Below are 15,799 nucleotides of genomic sequence, written 5' to 3'. Positions count from 1 at the left end.
CCAGATCAAGAGAAGTCATGTTCAAGCGAAACACCAAAGCCCTGGGGGGCGCCGCCTTGTGCGGCGCCCTGCTGGTCAGCGGCTGCGCCAATCACATGTCGCAGCGTAGCGAGCACGAGGAACGGATCGAGCGCAAATTGCTCGACCACAGCCTGCAGATTGATGTCGGCGAACCCAAAGTACTTGAGCTGCCGCAACGCCGCGTGCGTATTCATGAACAGCGGACTTTCGAAGTCACTGAGTTTGAAGTCACGCGCCACTATGATCGCTACACGCCCTACCAGCCCTGGCGCGAACTCTATGAGATCCCGCTGGGTGCCGTGGCAGTGGTCGCGGGCGCCGGGGCCAATGTGGCGAACATCTTTGCCCTGGGCAACCTGCCCGACAGCATGACCCATGACTGGATCAGCTACGGCGTGGCCGGGCTCAACCCGTTCATGAACGTGCAGTCACACGGCCGGGCGCAGCAGAACCTGGCAGGCATCGACGAAATCCAGCGTGACCGCCGCCTGGAATACACCAGCCTGCCGTGGAGCGAGCGACCGGTGCAGGTCAAGGCCGGCAAGCAGATCCACGAGATGACCACCGACCGCAATGGCGTCCTGCGCCTGAACCTGCTGGACAGCCCGTTTGCCGAGCAGGACCTGAGCCAGGTCCGCACCTTGCGGATCAGCATTGAAGATGCCCAGGACGACGTGCACTCGGACTCATCCCTGGCCATCAGCACCACTTTGCGCGGCAAGCTGCTGGAAGCCCATGCCTTGATCTACGACGACCTGGAGGATGACGAAGTCAGCCAATGGGTGCATCGGGTCAAGCGCTTGTCGGAGCTGGGCCTGGAAGAAGAAGCCAGCGAACTGGAACAGAGCCTGATTGAACTGACGCGCAATGATCCGGAATTGCAGCAGGAATTTCTCAAGGCGCTGACCCAGGATGGCGGCCGACTGGTGGCTGACCCGGGTACCCGCTGAGGCAGCACTCAATGTAGGAGCGGGCTTATGTGGGAGCGGGCTTGCCCGCGATAGCGGAGTGTCAGGTTAGATTTATTCGACTGACCCACTGCCATCGCGGGCAAGCCCGCTCCCACATAAGGCCCACCTCCAGCCGTCTACCAGGACAGCTCCAGCTGTTCATTGCCCATGCTCAAATCGAGCAAGCGCACACCAATCCCCAACAATCGCACCGGCTTACCCCCGCGATTGAACGCCTGGGTCAGCAACTGCCGGTAACTCTCCAGGTCCCGCCCTGCCCCCGCCTGTTCCAGGGTGGTCTGGGTAAAATCATGGAACTTCACTTTGACAAAGGGTTTACCCGGCCGATAACTGCTGTCGATACGCTGCATGCGCCCGGCCAGGGTCTCCATCAGCTCAGGGAGTTTTTCCAGGCAACTGGGCAGGTCCGGTAGATCGACATCGTAGGTATTCTCTACGCTGATGGATTGCCGGCGGCTGTCGTTATGCACCGCACGGTCATCAATCCCACGCGCCAAACTCCATAACCGCTCACCAAAACTGCCGAATTCCCGCACCAGCGCCAACTTGTTCCACTCGCGCAGTTGCAGGCAGTCCTCTATTCCCAGCCGCGCCAGTTTTTCAGCAGTGACCTTGCCGACGCCATGCAACTTGCTCACGGGCAGCGCCGAAACAAAGTCCTCCACCTGATCCGGGGTGATCACAAACAGTCCATTGGGCTTTTTCCAGTCGCTGGCGATCTTGGCCAGGAACTTGTTCGGCGCCACCCCCGCAGAAACCGTGATATGCAACTGATTGGAGACCCGCCGACGAATATCCTGGGCAATACGCGTGGCGCTGCCGCCGAAATGCGCGCAATCGGAAACATCCAGATAGGCTTCGTCCAGCGACAACGGTTCGATCAGATCGGTGTAGTCACGGAAAATCGTGTGGATTTCCTTCGATGCTTCTTTATAGGCATCCATACGCGGCTTGACGATGGTCAGGTCGGGGCACAGTTTCAACGCATGGCGCGAAGACATGGCCGACCGCACGCCATAGGCCCGCGCCTCGTAATTGCAGGTGGCGATCACCCCGCGCCGGTCCGCCGAGCCACCTACCGCCAGGGGCTTTTGCGCCAGGCTCGGGTTATCCCGCATTTCGATGGCAGCGTAGAAGCAGTCACAGTCGACGTGGATGATTTTGCGCTGCGTCATATAAAGAGAGGCGTGATCAGGACATAAAGTGGACGGATCGCCAGTATCGCATTCACACCTGTATATAGCACCAGTACTTTGAATCATCTGACAAAGCGGTAGGAAAAAGCCCGGATGAATTTATTTTCTCAATCGAAGAACACGCCCCAATAGAGCTGGAAGCCACGGCCAGACTGGCCGCAAACCGTTCCAGCAGTTGATTTGGAGAGCTAAGCGATTGAAGCACAAGCGCTTTTCTTTGAATCCGCGGTTGACACCGTGTCATTCCTCTGTAGAATGCCGACACACAGACGCGGGATGGAGCAGTCTGGTAGCTCGTCGGGCTCATAACCCGAAGGTCGTCGGTTCAAATCCGGCTCCCGCAACCAAACATCAAGAAAGGCTACTCGAAAGAGTGGCCTTTTTTGTGCGCGCAGGTTTTTGCCCTGCCGCCTGATGCAATATGCCGACGCAGTGAAAAGTCGTGTTCAATCGAGCACTTAGGCTAATTTGCAGTTATTTGGCCCTTTATGCCATTAACGGTTGACACCTCGTCGTTGCGCTGTAGAATGCCGCCCACAGACGCGGGATGGAGCAGTCTGGTAGCTCGTCGGGCTCATAACCCGAAGGTCGTCGGTTCAAATCCGGCTCCCGCAACCAAACATCAAGAAAGGCTACTCGAAAGAGTGGCCTTTTTTGTGTCTGATGGAAAAGTTCTTTTGAAACAATGGCATGGCATCTTTGATGAAACCGCCCATGGGTTTCAGAGCCCGTCCATTTGCAAGCTATGCTCATGTGTCGAGCCCATTTTTGCGCGACCAATGGACGCTGTCGCCGGACCCGGTGATCCGCGTTACTATTTGTAATTATTTTGTACATAGGGATTGGTAACTTGGCTGGATACCCCCATCCTGTCGCGCACAATCCACGAGGTGATTGATGCGCGCCAATTCGTCTGAACCACAAGACACCGTCACAGCCACACAACCGATCGCCCCCACCCGTCTGCGCTGGCTGGATCTGTTGAGCAAGTATCGCCAACCCATTGGGCTGGCGGTCACTTTGCTGCTGTTTGCCATTGCCTTGATCGCTTGCCGCCACTTGCTGCTAGAGCTGGACCTTTACGCCCTCCACGACTCGATCCTGGAAGTGCCGAAGCCCGCCTTGCTGGGTGCCTTCGCCGCCGCAATTGCCGGTTTCATCATTCTATTGGGCTACGAATTTTCCGGCGCACGCTACGCCGGGGTAAAACTGCCAGCCAAGACTTTGGCCTACGGCGGCTTTACCGCGTTCGCCATTGGCAATGCGATTGGCCTGTCGATGCTGTCGGGCGGCTCGGTGCGCTACCGCTTATATGCACGGCATGGCGTCGGGGCTTCGGAAGTTGCCCGGATGACCGTGTTTGCCAGCCTGGCCCTGGGTTGTGCCCTACCGCCGCTCGCCGCCCTGGCCACCCTCAGCAACCTGCCCGCCGCCTCCAATGCCCTGCACTTACCCGCAACGTTGCTCGGCGGGATCGCCGGTGCGGTGCTATTGCTCTCGATCGTACTGTGTATCGGGATTTACCGCCGTCGACTGCCAGAACAGCCCTATCCCGACAACCTGCTGGTCCGGGCCGGCCGCCGCACCTTGCGCCTGCCAGGGCGCCGACTGACCTTCCTGCAATTGATCATCACCGCCCTGGACGTCGCCGCCGCCGCTACCGTGCTTTATCTGCTGCTGCCAGAAGCGCCGCCATTCGGTCCGTTCCTGCTGGTTTACCTGCTGGCACTTGCCGCCGGTGTCCTGAGCCATGTACCAGGCGGCGTTGGGGTATTCGAAGCGATCCTGCTGGCCGCATTTGCCGATACGCTCGGCGCCGCACCGCTGGCCGCCGCACTGCTGCTGTACCGCATGATCTACGTGGTGCTGCCGCTGTTGATCGCGTGCATCTTCCTACTGATCAGCGAGGCTCAGCGTCTGTTCCAGACCCAGCAGAGCCTGCGGGTGGCCTCGGGCCTCGCGGCACCGGTGTTGGCCGTGCTGGTTTTTTTGTCCGGGGTGGTGCTGCTGTTCTCCGGCGCCACCCCGGAAATCGACTCACGCCTGGAAAACATCGGCTTCCTGATTCCCCACCGCCTGATTGACGCCTCGCACTTTGGCGCCAGCCTGATCGGCGTGCTGTGCCTGTTGCTGGCCCAGGGCCTGCGTCGGCGCCTGTCGGCAGCGTGGATGCTGACCATGGTGCTGCTGCTGGTGGGCGCCCTGCTCTCACTGCTCAAAGGCTTCGACTGGGAAGAAGCCAGCCTGATGACCATAACCGCCGTGCTGCTAGCGATCTTCCGCCGCTCGTTCTACCGTGCCAGCCGCCTGACCGAGTTGCCGTTCTCGCCGCTGTACCTGGTGGCCAGCGTCTGCGTGCTCGGTGCGTCGATCTGGCTGCTGCTGTTTGCCTATCAGGATGTGCCTTATAGCCATCAACTGTGGTGGCAGTTCACCCTCGACGCCAACGCCCCGCGTGGCCTGCGCTCACTGCTGGGTGCCGCGATCCTGTTGGTGATTGTCTCGCTGACCTGGCTGTTGCGCACCGCCCGCCCGGTGATCCACCTGCCGAGCGCCGATGAGCTGGAGCGGGCCACCAAGATCCTGATGGCCTCGTCGCAACCCGACGGCGGCCTGGCCCTGACCGGCGACAAGGCCCTGCTGTTCCACCCCAACGACGAAGCCTTCCTGATGTATGCCCGCCGTGGCCGCAGCCTGGTGGCGCTGTACGACCCGATCGGCCCGACCCAGCCACGGGCCGAGATGATCTGGCAGTTCCGCGACCTGTGCGACATCCATCACGCCCGCCCGGTGTTCTACCAGGTGCGCGCAGAGAACCTGCCCTTCTATATGGACATCGGCCTGACGGCGATCAAGCTGGGCGAAGAAGCCCGGGTCGATCTCAAGCGCTTTGACCTGGAAGCCAAGGGCAAGGAGATGAAGGACCTGCGCTACACCTGGAACCGCGGGACGCGGGACGGCCTGTCCCTGGAAATCTTCGAGCCGAGGCAGGCGCCCATGGACGCGCTGAAAGTCATTTCCGATGCCTGGCTGACCGGCAAGAACGTGCGGGAAAAGGGCTTCTCCCTCGGCCGTTTCAGCGATGAATACCTCAAGCATTTTCGCATCGCGGTGATTCGCTTCGAGGGGCAGCCGGTGGCCTTCGCCAACCTGCTGGAGACCTACAGCCATGACCTGGCCAGCCTGGACCTGATGCGCGCGCACCCCGACGCGCCAAAGCAGACCATGGAGTTCATGATGATCGGCTTGATCCAGCATTATAAAAGCCACAACTATGCACGCTTCAGCCTCGGCATGGTGCCGTTGTCGGGCCTGCAACCGCGTCGTGGCGCACCGCTGACCCAGCGCCTGGGCTCGATGGTGTTCCGCCGTGGCGAGCAACTGTATAACTTCCAAGGTTTGCGCCGCTTCAAAGACAAGTTCCAGCCTGACTGGGAACCTCGTTACATGGCCGTGCCCGCAGGACTTGATCCGCTGGTGGCACTGGCCGATACCGCCGCCCTGATCGCGGGCGGCTTGACTGGATTGGTGAAACGCTGATGATTCGACGCTCCTGGCGGTATGTATTGGCAGGTCTGGTGGTGCTGGCCCTGATCCTGGGTGGCGGCTACTGGTACTGGAATCGCCCTGCTCCTCAACCGACCCTGGAACAGTTGCCCCAGGCCGACGGCTCGAGCATGACCCGCGTAACACCTGGCACTACCACCAAGGCCCGCGTAGCGGTCGCCGTGATGGCCGACGCCAGCCTGACCGATCACCAACTGATTGCCTTAAGCCAGGGCGGCAGTGCCCAGATCGTGCAAGTGATCCTGCCCAAGGAAGACTGCAAGCTGCAGGAACAAGCCCTGCAAGCGGCTCTGGGCCAACTCAAGGGCCCGGCCACCCTGGTCAGCGGCATCGGCCCTGGCGCCGGCCTGGCCTGGCGCTGGCTGGCGACGCAGAACGACGACAAGGCCAACGCCATCTCGGTGGGCTTTGCCCTGGTCCAGGAAGGTTGCACGGACCCACTGCCCAAAACCGCCGCCCACGGCAACTGGCTGGTGGCCTGGAACGACAACCCCGACGACGAAAGCGCCAGTTTCGTACGCGACACCCCGCGTGCCACCACCAGCATCAGCGACTACGACATCAACTACCCGCAAGTGCTGAACAATGAACTGCGCAAGCAACTGGTGGGGTCGGACAATGGCGGCCTGGCGATCCCGGTGGTCGAAGTACCGGCCGGCCAGGCCAAGGACACCGTGACCCTGTTCCTCTCCGGCGACGGCGGCTGGCGCGACCTCGATCGCGACGTGGCCGGCGAGATGGCGAAGATCGGCTACCCGGTGGTCGGCGTCGACACCCTGCGCTACTACTGGCAGCACAAAAGCCCGGAACAGAGCGCCAAAGACCTGACCGAGCTGATGCAGCACTACCGGCAGAAATGGGGCACCAAACGCTTTGTGCTGACGGGTTACTCGTTCGGTGCCGATGTACTGCCAGCTATCTACAACCGCCTGCCGGAAGCCGAACAGCAGCGGGTCGACGCCATTATCCTGCTGGCGTTTGCCCGCACCGGTAGCTTCGAGATCGAAGTGGAAGGCTGGCTGGGCAACGCCGGCAAGGAAGCCGCCACCGGCCCGGAAATGGCAAAGCTGCCAGCGGCCAAGGTGGTGTGCATCTACGGTGAGGAAGAAGTCGACGAGAGCGGCTGCACCGACAAGACCGCTGTGGGCGAAGCCATGAAGCTACCGGGCGGCCATCACTTCGACGAAAACTACCCGGCATTGGCCAAGCGCCTGGTGGATATCATCGAGAAGCGTCAGGTCAAGGCAGAGTAACGTCTGATGGACTCGGTCAATGTGGGAGCTGGCTTGCCTGCGATGACGCCAGTAGGCACGCCCCGGGGTGCCAGGTGTTCATCTGTCATCATGAACCCTCGCAGGCAAGCCAGCGCCCACAGTTGATCGCATTGCAGGTTAATAGCCAGCACAACAAAAAGCCCCCGCTGCCGCAAGGCAACGGGGGCTTTTTGTTGGATCTACATTTCTACCTGGGTGCCCAACTCAATCACCCGGTTCACCGGCAGCTTGAAGAAGCGCAGGTTGCCGTTGGCGTTCTTCAGCATGAAAGCAAACAACCCTTCGCGCCAGCGCGCCATGCCTTCGAGCTTGGAGGCGATGACCGTCTCGCGGCTGAGGAAGTAGGTGGTGCGCATGGGGCTGAAGTCCAGGTCGTCCAGATGGCACAGCTTCAAGGCTTCGGGCACGTCCGGCTCATCGGTAAAGCCAAAGTGCAGAATCACGCGGAAGAAACCGTCTCCATAGGAATCCACCTCGAAGCGGCGCTGGGCCGGAACACGCGGGATATCTTCATAGACCACCGTCAGCAGCACCACCTGCTCGTGCAGTACCTGGTTATGCAGCAGGTTATGCAGCAAAGCATGGGGCACCGCGTCCGGGCGGGCGGTGAGGAACACCGCCGTGCCCTGCACGCGATGGGGCGGCTGGACGCGGATGCTGCTGATAAAGATCGGCAGCGGCAGCCCGCCCTCGTCCAGGCGCTCTACCAGTAATTGCTTGCCGCGCTTCCAGGTGGTCATCAGCACAAACAGCACGATCCCCGCCAATACCGGGAACGCACCGCCCTGCACTACTTTCGGCACGTTGGCCGCAAAGAACAGGCCATCCACCAGCAAAAAGCCCAGCAACACCGGGACTGCCAGGACCGGCGGCCATTTCCACAGCAGCAGCATCACCGCGGAGACGAGGATCGTGGTCATCAGCATGGTCCCGGTCACGGCCACCCCGTAGGCCGAGGCCAGGGCGCCCGAAGACTCGAAGCCCAGCACTAGCAGGATCACGCCAACCATCAGCGACCAGTTCACCGCGCCAATGTAGATCTGGCCTTGCTCGGCGCTGGAGGTGTGCTGGATATGCATGCGCGGGATGTAACCAAGCTGGATCGCCTGGCGCGTCAACGAGAACGCACCGGAAATCACCGCCTGGGAAGCAATCACCGTGGCCAGGGTGGACAAGCCCACCAGCGGCAGCAGTGCCCAGCTTGGCGCCAGCAGGTAGAACGGGTTGCGCGCGGCCTCGGGGTCACCCAGCAGCATCGCGCCCTGGCCAAAATAGTTGAGCACCAGGGCCGGCAGCACCAGGATAAACCAGGCGCGGGCAATGGGTTTGCGGCCGAAATGGCCCATGTCGGCATACAGCGCTTCGGCACCGGTCAGGGCCAGCACCACGGCGCCGAGGATCGCCACGCCGATTCCCGGGTGGACCATGAAGAAGCGCACGCCCCACATCGGGTTCATCGCGTTAAGCACTTCAGGGTGCTGGACGATGCCATAGATACCCAGGCCACCCAGCACCAAAAACCAGGTGACCATCACCGGCCCGAACAGCTTGCCGATGCGGTCGGTGCCATGCTTCTGGATCAGGAACAGCCCCACCAGCACCACCAGTGATACGGGCACGACCCAATGCTCCAGGCCGTCGAACGCCAGCTCCAGGCCCTCGATGGCCGACAACACGGAAATCGCCGGGGTGATCATGCTGTCGCCATAGAACAACGCCGCGCCGCACAGGCCGCACACCACCAGGAAACTGCGCAGCCGCGGGTGATTGCCCGCCGCCCGTCGGGCCAACGCCGTCAGGGCCATGATGCCGCCCTCGCCCTGGTTGTCGGCGCGCAGCACGAACAACATGTACTTGATGGACACCACCCAGATCAGCGACCAGAAAATCAGCGCCAGGATCCCCAGCACGCCGTCATGATTGACCTGGACCCCGTAATTGCCGGAAAACACCTCTTTAAGGGTGTAGAGCGGGCTGGTGCCGATATCGCCATAAACCACCCCGACCGCCGCCACCAACATGCCGATTGGCTTTGCGCTGGAATGCCCGGCACCTGCCGCCTGACTATTTACCTGACCCATCAACCACTCCTGCCCTTTTGACCTGAGGTCTTTTATAAACAGCACAGCTATACACTTAAGCCCAACGCTAAGCTATACACAGCGCGTGCTGCTGTACTTCTAGTAACAGATTATTTGTTGACTACCGATCTACCCCCGGTGCAACGGCGCGCAGCATAACGCAGCACTCGTCGTATTTCCCTGCATAAAGCTGGTCAAGCGCGTTTCCCGTCGCTAGAATTGCGCACTTTTTGATCAGAGGCACATCAAGTGCCCATCCGTTGCCCTGTCGTGCCCGACTGGCGGCGTCATTCAATACCGAGGTTAGACATGTCCACCACCATCGCAAAAGCCAACCCAAAGGTTGGCTTTGTTTCCCTGGGTTGCCCGAAGGCTCTGGTCGACTCCGAGCGCATCCTCACGCAACTGCGCATGGAAGGCTACGACGTTGTGTCCACCTACCAGGACGCTGACGTGGTGGTGGTCAACACCTGTGGCTTCATTGACTCGGCCAAGGCAGAGTCCCTGGAAGTGATCGGCGAAGCCATCAAGGAAAACGGCAAGGTCATCGTCACCGGCTGCATGGGCGTGGAAGAAGGCAATATCCGCAACGTGCACCCAAGCGTGCTGGCCGTGACCGGTCCGCAGCAGTACGAGCAGGTGGTCAACGCCGTGCACGATGTGGTGCCGCCGCGCCAGGACCACAACCCGCTGATCGACCTGGTGCCACCCCAGGGCATCAAGCTGACCCCGCGTCACTATGCGTACCTGAAGATTTCCGAAGGCTGCAACCACAGTTGCAGCTTCTGCATCATCCCGTCGATGCGCGGCAAGCTGGTCAGCCGCCCGGTGGGCGATGTACTGGACGAGGCCCAGCGCCTGGTCAAGTCCGGGGTCAAAGAGCTGCTGGTGATCTCCCAGGACACCAGTGCCTACGGCGTCGACGTGAAGTACCGCACCGGTTTCTGGAACGGCGCGCCGGTGAAAACCCGCATGACCGAACTGTGCGAAGCCCTGAGCAGCCTGGGTGTGTGGGTGCGCCTGCACTACGTGTACCCGTACCCGCACGTCGACGAACTGATCCCGTTGATGGCCGCCGGCAAGATCCTGCCGTACCTGGACATCCCGTTCCAGCACGCCAGCCCCAAAGTACTCAAGGCCATGAAACGCCCGGCCTTCGAAGACAAGACCCTGGCGCGGATCAAGAACTGGCGCGAGATCTGCCCGGACCTGATCATCCGCTCGACCTTTATCGTGGGCTTCCCCGGCGAAACCGAAGAAGACTTCCAGTACCTGCTGGACTGGCTCACCGAAGCCCAACTGGACCGCGTCGGCTGCTTCCAGTACTCGCCGGTGGAAGGCGCCCCGGCCAACCTGCTGGACCTGGCGGTGGTGCCGGATGACGTCAAGCAGGACCGTTGGGAGCGTTTCATGGCCCATCAACAAGCCATCAGCTCGGCCCGCCTGCAACTGCGCATCGGCAAGGAAATCGAAGTGCTGATCGACGAAGTGGACGAGCAAGGCGCGGTCGGCCGCTGCTTCTTCGACGCGCCGGAAATCGACGGTAATGTATTTATCGACGATGCCAGCGGCCTCAAGCCCGGCGACAAGGTCTGGTGCACGGTCACCGACGCCGACGAGTACGACCTCTGGGCGCAAAAACGCGACTAAGCGGTAAAAAATTGAAAAAGCCCTGCTTCTGGACAAGATGCGGGGCTTTTTTAGGTCTATCGTTTGCCCCATCACCGCCAACAAGCAGCAAGGAGCAGCGGGCATGGGCCAGCACTCGGTTATCCACACCCCGAAAACCAGCGACTACCCGGAATTGACCCGGATCTGGGAGGCCTCGGTGCGAGCCACCCATGACTTCCTGCCGGATAGCTACATCGAGCGCCTGAGACACTTGGTGCTGACGCGCTACCTGGATGCCGTGATGTTGATCTGCACCAAGGACGCGCGCCAACGGATCACCGGATTTGCCGGCGTTGCGGCGGGCAAGGTGGAAATGCTGTTTATCGACCCGCACTACCGGGGCCAGGGGCTGGGGCAGCAGTTGCTGCAGTATGCGGTTACGTCGATGAATGCCGATGAACTGGACGTCAACGAACAAAACCCCCAGGCCCTGGGCTTCTACCTCAAGCAGGGTTTTGAAGTGATCGGGCGCACCGAGCATGACGGCATGGGCCAGCCCTATCCGTTGCTGCATATGCGTTTGCGCCAGGTGCAGCAAACACGCAGCGGCTGACACAGCCCAAATCAAATGTTGGCGCTGGCTTGCCTGTGCCCACAAAAAGCAACTGCGGCGAAATGGGGCCGGGATTAACCGGCTCCAGGCAGGTACAATAGCTGCCCCCTTTTGTTACGGCCCTTGTCATGACTGACCCCATACGCCTCTCCAAACGCCTTATCGAACTGGTCGGTTGCTCCCGTCGGGAGGCCGAGCTGTTCATCGAAGGCGGCTGGGTCTCGGTAGATGGCGAAGTGATTGATGAGCCACAGTTCAAGGTCACGACACAAAAAGTCGAACTTGATCCCGAGGCCAAGGCCACGGCTCCAGAGCCTGTGACTATCCTGTTTCATGCACCGGTTGGTGTGGATGTCGACAGCGCGATGCAGTCCCTGAGCGCCGAAACCCTGTCTGAAGAGCACCGCTTCAGCAAGCGCCCGCTCAAGGGCCACTTCCTGCGCCTGACCGCCAGCGCCGACCTGCAGGCCAAGGCCAGCGGCCTGTTGGTGTTTACCCAGGACTGGAAGATCCTGCGCAAGCTGACGGCCGATGCCGCCAAGATCGAGCAGGAGTATGTGGTTGAGGTCTCCGGCGACGTGGCAGAGCACGGTCTGAACCGCCTCGCCCATGGCCTGATGTACAAAGGCAAGGAATTGCCTGCGGTCAAAGCCAGCTGGCAGAACGAGAACCGCCTGCGCTTTGCCCTGAAAAACCCGCAGCCCGGCATCATCGCCCTGTTCTGCGAAGCCATTGGCCTGAAGGTTGTGGCCATTCGCCGCATCCGCATTGGCGGCGTGTCCATCGGCAAGGTGCCGGTCGGCCAATGGCGCTACATGTCCGGCAAGGAAAAGTTCTAAGCCACCCTATTTCTCGAGATCGCCCGCCCGGGCGATGTCTACAGTCGAATACCAGGATTGCCCACCATGATTCACAACGACGTACTGCGCAGCGTGCGCTACATGCTCGACATCAGCGACAACAAGATGGTCGAGATCATCAAGATCGGCGGCATGGAAGTGTCCAAGGACGACCTGCTGACCTACCTCAAGAAAGACGAGGAAGAAGGCTTTGTGTTCTGCCCCGACGAAGTCATGGCGCACTTCCTCGATGGCCTGGTGATCTTCAAGCGCGGCAAGGACGAAAGCCGTCCCCCGCAGCCGATCGAAACCCCGGTGACCAACAACATCATCCTCAAGAAGCTGCGCGTGGCCTTCGAGCTCAAGGAAGACGACATGCACGCCATCCTCAAGGCGGCCGAGTTCCCGGTGTCCAAGCCGGAATTGAGCGCACTGTTCCGCAAGTTCGGCCACACCAACTATCGCCCGTGCGGCGACCAGTTGCTGCGTAACTTCCTCAAGGGCCTGACCCTGCGGGTTCGCGCGTAAGCCATGAATTACAACGTCTCACCCGTAGGTTTCGTGCGCTCCTGCTTCAAGGAGAAGTTCGCCATCCCGCGCCAACCCCAACTGGCGCCCGCCGCCAGGGGCGTGCTGGAGCTGGTGGCGCCGTTCGACCAGGGTGAGGCCGTACAGGGCCTGGAGCAGGTCAGCCATGTGTGGCTGCTGTTCCTGTTTCATCAGGCCCTGGAAGACAAGCCGCGCTTGAAAGTGCGCCCGCCGCGCCTGGGCGGCAACACGTCCATGGGCGTATTTGCCACCCGCGCGACCCATCGCCCCAATGGCATCGGCCAGTCGGTGGTGAAGCTGGACAAGGTGGAGCCGGGCCGGCTGTGGATTTCCGGGATCGACTTGCTCGATGGCACGCCGGTCTTGGATATCAAGCCGTATGTGCCCTATGCCGACATCATCGACACGGCCACCAACCGCATCGCAAGCAGCGCGCCACAGCTGATTCCCGTGCAGTGGCTGAAGACCGCGCTGCACCAGGCACAAGGCCACGCCCAGCGCCTTGGCGAGCCGTTGGTGGAGCTGATTGAGCAGTGCCTGGCACAGGACCCCCGGCCGGCGTATCAGACGCCAGGGCCGGAGCGCGAATATGGTGTGCGGTTCTGGGATGTGGACGTGCGTTGGCACTATCCCGAGACTGGGGTGATTTGCGTGCTTGAAGTGGTTGCGGCCGAATAAACGCCAAAAACAAATATGGGAGCTGGCCGGTGTGAGAGCTGGCTTGCCTGCGATATAGGCACCTCGGTGTATCAGCTACACCACGGTGATGCCATCGCAGGCAAGCCAGCTCCCCCACCGGGCAGCTCCCACATTTTTATAGTCGCGCTTACTTCTCGACGAACGCACGCTCGATCAAGTAGTCACCCGGCTCACGCATGCGTGGCGAAACCTTCAGACCGAAGCTGTTCAGCACTTCGCTGGTCTCGTCGAGCATGCTCGGGCTACCGCACAGCATGGCGCGGTCGTCTTCAGGATTGATCGGCGGCAGGCCGATATCACTGAACAGCTTACCGCTGCGCATCAGGTCGGTGAGGCGGCCTTCGTTTTCGAACGGCTCACGGGTCACGGTCGGGTAGTAGATCAACTTTTCACGCAGCGCCTCGCCGAAGAACTCGTTCTGCGGCAGGTGCTCGGTGATGAACTCGCGGTAGGCGACTTCGTTGACGTAACGCACGCCGTGGCACAGGATCACTTTTTCGAAGCGCTCGTAGGTTTCCGGGTCCTGGATCACGCTCATAAAGGGCGCGAGGCCCGTACCGGTGCTGAGCAGGTACAGGTGTTTGCCCGGCTTCAAATCGTCCAGCACCAGGGTGCCCGTCGGTTTTTTGCTGATGATGATCTCGTCGCCTTCCTTCAAGTGCTGCAATTGGGAAGTCAGCGGGCCATCCGGAACCTTGATGCTGAAGAACTCCAGATGCTCTTCCCAGTTCGGGCTGGCGATGGAGTAAGCGCGCATGAGCGGGCGGCCATTGGGCTGTTGCAGGCCGATCATCACGAACTGACCGTTCTCAAAGCGCAGGCCCGGGTCGCGGGTGCACTTGAAGCTGAACAGAGTGTCGTTCCAGTGATGAACACTGAGGACACGCTCGTGGTTCATGTTGCTCATGTACGGGGAACTCCTGGAAATGGGTCAGCGCCAAAAATGATAGGTGCGCAATTGCACAGTATTCTAATGGCGGCGACAATATCTGTTAACTGGATTATTAAGATAAGGGTTATCGGTTATATAGATATGCGATTTACTCTCCGTCAACTGCAAGTCTTCGTCGCCGTCGCCCAGCAGGAAAGCGTGTCTCGCGCTGCTGGCCTTCTGGCCTTATCTCAATCCGCCGCCAGCACCTCGATCACCGAGCTGGAGCGCCAATCCAGCTGCCAATTGTTCGACCGCGCCGGTAAACGCCTGAGCCTCAATGCCCTGGGTCATCAATTGCTGCCCCAGGCGGTGGCGCTGCTGGACCAGGCCAAGGAAATCGAAGACCTGCTCAACGGCAAGTCCGGCTTCGGCTCCCTGGCGGTCGGCGCCACCCTGACCATCGGCAATTACCTGGCGACGCTACTGATCGGCAGCTTCATGCAGCAGCATCCCGAGAGCCAAGTGAAGCTGCATGTACAGAACACTGCACATATCGTGCATCAGGTCGCGCATTACGAAATTGATCTGGGTCTAATCGAGGGTGACTGCAGCCACCCGGACATCGAGGTGCAAACCTGGGTCGAGGATGAACTGGTGGTGTTCTGCGCGCCCCAGCACCCCCTGGCCCTGCGCGGGCAGGCGACCATGGAGCAGTTGACCCATGAAGCCTGGATCCTGCGGGAACAGGGCTCCGGGACGCGCCTGACGTTTGATCAGGCTATGCGCCATCATCGCAGCGCGCTGAATATTCGCCTGGAGCTGGAGCACACCGAGGCGATCAAGCGCGCAGTGGAGTCAGGATTGGGGATTGGTTGCATTTCCCGGCTGGCACTACGGGATGCGTTCCGGCGCGGCAGCCTGGTGCCGGTGGAGACCCCGGACCTGGACCTGGCCCGGCAGTTCTACTTTATCTGGCATAAACAGAAGTACCAGACCTCGGCCATGCGCGAATTCCTCGAGCTGTGCCGCGCCTTTACCGCCGGGGTGCAGCGCAGTGACGAGATCGTGCTGCCGAATATCGCCTAGATCAGGATGACTGCCCACACCACGGTGATCATGGTCAGCGCCACGAATTGCGCGGCGCTGCCCATGTCCTTGGCGTTTTTCGACAGCGGGTGGCGATCCAGGGAAATCCGATCAATCGCCGCCTCCACGGCCGAGTTGAGCAACTCGACAATCAGCGCCAGCAGGCACACGGCAATCAACAGTGCGCGCTCTACGCGGCTGACAGTGAGGAAGAAGCTCAACGGAATCAGGATCACGTTGAGCAGGACCAACTGGCGAAAGGCCGCCTCGCCGGTGAAAGCCGCACGCAAACCATCCAGGGAATAGCCCCCGGCGTTGAAGATACGTTTGATACCGGTTTGACCCTTGAACGGCGACATAGGCAGGCAACTGAGCAAAAAATGATGGAAGGAAGCTAGAGCACGTCAAGTCAAAAAAG

The 15,799-nt window shown here is 60.7% G+C and carries 13 protein-coding genes and 2 tRNA genes; 11 read left to right on the top strand and 4 right to left on the bottom strand.

All coding sequences use genetic code 11. The annotated features are described in order from the left end of the window. The first annotated feature begins 17 nt into the window (after window positions 1-17). A complete protein-coding gene (locus HBR94_RS24565) occupies window positions 18-971 on the top strand; it encodes a hypothetical protein (protein WP_170045676.1) in 954 nt (317 codons plus the stop codon). A gap of 137 nt (window positions 972-1,108) precedes the next feature. On the opposite strand, the gene dinB is transcribed toward HBR94_RS24565, so the two are convergent. Beyond that, window positions 1,109-2,167, bottom strand: coding sequence for a DNA polymerase IV (dinB, locus tag HBR94_RS24560; protein WP_057439370.1), 1,059 nt, complete (start codon window positions 2,165-2,167; stop codon window positions 1,109-1,111). Between the two features lie 291 nt (window positions 2,168-2,458). Here dinB and HBR94_RS24555 point away from each other — a divergent pair. The 4 genes from HBR94_RS24555 (at window position 2,459) to HBR94_RS24540 (ending at window position 7,008) form a co-directional block, all read left to right on the top strand. Continuing rightward, window positions 2,459-2,535: transfer RNA gene (locus tag HBR94_RS24555), tRNA-Met, on the top strand. Window positions 2,536-2,729: 194 nt separating this feature from the next. Continuing rightward, window positions 2,730-2,806, top strand: a tRNA-Met gene (locus HBR94_RS24550). Between the two features lie 279 nt (window positions 2,807-3,085). Continuing rightward, complete coding sequence (mprF, locus tag HBR94_RS24545; protein WP_170045675.1) at window positions 3,086-5,728, top strand: bifunctional lysylphosphatidylglycerol flippase/synthetase MprF; 2,643 nt, start codon at window positions 3,086-3,088, stop codon at window positions 5,726-5,728. After that, a complete protein-coding gene (locus HBR94_RS24540; protein WP_169959689.1) occupies window positions 5,728-7,008 on the top strand; it encodes a virulence factor family protein in 1,281 nt (426 codons plus the stop codon). The genes mprF and HBR94_RS24540 overlap by 1 nt, the downstream gene beginning before the upstream one ends. Window positions 7,009-7,208: 200 nt before the next feature. Here HBR94_RS24540 and HBR94_RS24535 read toward each other — a convergent pair whose 3' ends face one another. Then, the gene (locus HBR94_RS24535) at window positions 7,209-9,110 is read right to left on the bottom strand and encodes a potassium transporter Kup (RefSeq protein WP_169959690.1); all 1,902 of its coding nucleotides are present in this window, start codon (window positions 9,108-9,110) and stop codon (window positions 7,209-7,211) included. A 321-nt stretch (window positions 9,111-9,431) separates the two neighbouring features. Here HBR94_RS24535 and rimO point away from each other — a divergent pair, with 321 nt between their 5' ends. The 5 genes from rimO (at window position 9,432) to tsaA (ending at window position 13,400) form a co-directional block, all read left to right on the top strand. Further along, the gene (gene rimO, locus HBR94_RS24530; RefSeq protein ID WP_169959842.1) at window positions 9,432-10,760 is read left to right on the top strand and encodes a 30S ribosomal protein S12 methylthiotransferase RimO; all 1,329 of its coding nucleotides are present in this window, start codon (window positions 9,432-9,434) and stop codon (window positions 10,758-10,760) included. Between the two features lie 103 nt (window positions 10,761-10,863). Then, window positions 10,864-11,334, top strand: coding sequence for a GNAT family N-acetyltransferase (locus HBR94_RS24525; RefSeq protein WP_057439366.1), 471 nt, complete (start codon window positions 10,864-10,866; stop codon window positions 11,332-11,334). A 128-nt stretch (window positions 11,335-11,462) separates the two neighbouring features. Continuing rightward, window positions 11,463-12,173: an rRNA pseudouridine synthase gene (locus HBR94_RS24520; protein WP_057439365.1), complete on the top strand. Its 711-nt coding sequence runs from the start codon at window positions 11,463-11,465 to the stop codon at window positions 12,171-12,173. A gap of 66 nt (window positions 12,174-12,239) precedes the next feature. Continuing rightward, window positions 12,240-12,701, top strand: a complete 462-nt coding sequence (locus HBR94_RS24515; protein WP_057439364.1) for a DUF1456 family protein — start codon at window positions 12,240-12,242, stop codon at window positions 12,699-12,701. 3 nt (window positions 12,702-12,704) lie between these two features. Then, on the top strand, window positions 12,705-13,400 hold the full coding sequence (gene tsaA, locus HBR94_RS24510; protein WP_115128864.1) for a tRNA (N6-threonylcarbamoyladenosine(37)-N6)-methyltransferase TrmO: 696 nt from the start codon (window positions 12,705-12,707) through the stop codon (window positions 13,398-13,400). A gap of 148 nt (window positions 13,401-13,548) precedes the next feature. On the opposite strand, the gene fpr is transcribed toward tsaA, so the two are convergent. Then, the gene (gene fpr / locus HBR94_RS24505) at window positions 13,549-14,328 is read right to left on the bottom strand and encodes a ferredoxin-NADP reductase (RefSeq protein ID WP_003172178.1); all 780 of its coding nucleotides are present in this window, start codon (window positions 14,326-14,328) and stop codon (window positions 13,549-13,551) included. A 126-nt stretch (window positions 14,329-14,454) separates the two neighbouring features. On the opposite strand from fpr, the gene HBR94_RS24500 reads away from it, so the two are divergent. After that, window positions 14,455-15,381 (top strand): LysR family transcriptional regulator, encoded by a 927-nt coding sequence (locus HBR94_RS24500; RefSeq protein WP_032858383.1) that lies wholly within the window; start codon window positions 14,455-14,457, stop codon window positions 15,379-15,381. Here the strand turns inward: HBR94_RS24500 and HBR94_RS24495 are convergent. Beyond that, window positions 15,378-15,746, bottom strand: a complete 369-nt coding sequence (locus HBR94_RS24495) for a diacylglycerol kinase (RefSeq protein ID WP_169959843.1) — start codon at window positions 15,744-15,746, stop codon at window positions 15,378-15,380. The two genes, HBR94_RS24500 and HBR94_RS24495, sit on opposite strands and share 4 nt — an antisense overlap. Window positions 15,747-15,799 lie beyond the last annotated feature (53 nt).

The organism is Pseudomonas sp. WS 5412, assembly GCF_012985615.1.
GTDB classification, from domain to species: domain Bacteria; phylum Pseudomonadota; class Gammaproteobacteria; order Pseudomonadales; family Pseudomonadaceae; genus Aquipseudomonas; species Aquipseudomonas shahriarae.
The sequence above is the reverse complement of the archived record's forward strand: the minus strand, read 5'-3'. Positions and strand labels throughout refer to the sequence as shown.

Excerpts from the sequence above, each read along its gene's own strand:
- HBR94_RS24565 (WP_170045676.1), top strand. The coding sequence starts at position 18 with ATGTTCAAGCGAAACACCAAAGCCCTGGGGGGCGCCGCCTTGTGCGGC.
- HBR94_RS24515 (WP_057439364.1), top strand. The coding sequence starts at position 12,240 with ATGATTCACAACGACGTACTGCGCAGCGTGCGCTACATGCTCGACATC.
- HBR94_RS24525 (WP_057439366.1), top strand. The coding sequence starts at position 10,864 with ATGGGCCAGCACTCGGTTATCCACACCCCGAAAACCAGCGACTACCCG.
- dinB (WP_057439370.1), bottom strand. The coding sequence starts at position 2,167 with ATGACGCAGCGCAAAATCATCCACGTCGACTGTGACTGCTTCTACGCT.
- fpr (WP_003172178.1), bottom strand. The coding sequence starts at position 14,328 with ATGAGCAACATGAACCACGAGCGTGTCCTCAGTGTTCATCACTGGAAC.
- HBR94_RS24520 (WP_057439365.1), top strand. The coding sequence starts at position 11,463 with ATGACTGACCCCATACGCCTCTCCAAACGCCTTATCGAACTGGTCGGT.
- tsaA (WP_115128864.1), top strand. The coding sequence starts at position 12,705 with ATGAATTACAACGTCTCACCCGTAGGTTTCGTGCGCTCCTGCTTCAAG.
- mprF (WP_170045675.1), top strand. The coding sequence starts at position 3,086 with ATGCGCGCCAATTCGTCTGAACCACAAGACACCGTCACAGCCACACAA.
- HBR94_RS24540 (WP_169959689.1), top strand. The coding sequence starts at position 5,728 with ATGATTCGACGCTCCTGGCGGTATGTATTGGCAGGTCTGGTGGTGCTG.
- HBR94_RS24535 (WP_169959690.1), bottom strand. The coding sequence starts at position 9,110 with ATGGGTCAGGTAAATAGTCAGGCGGCAGGTGCCGGGCATTCCAGCGCA.
- HBR94_RS24500 (WP_032858383.1), top strand. The coding sequence starts at position 14,455 with ATGCGATTTACTCTCCGTCAACTGCAAGTCTTCGTCGCCGTCGCCCAG.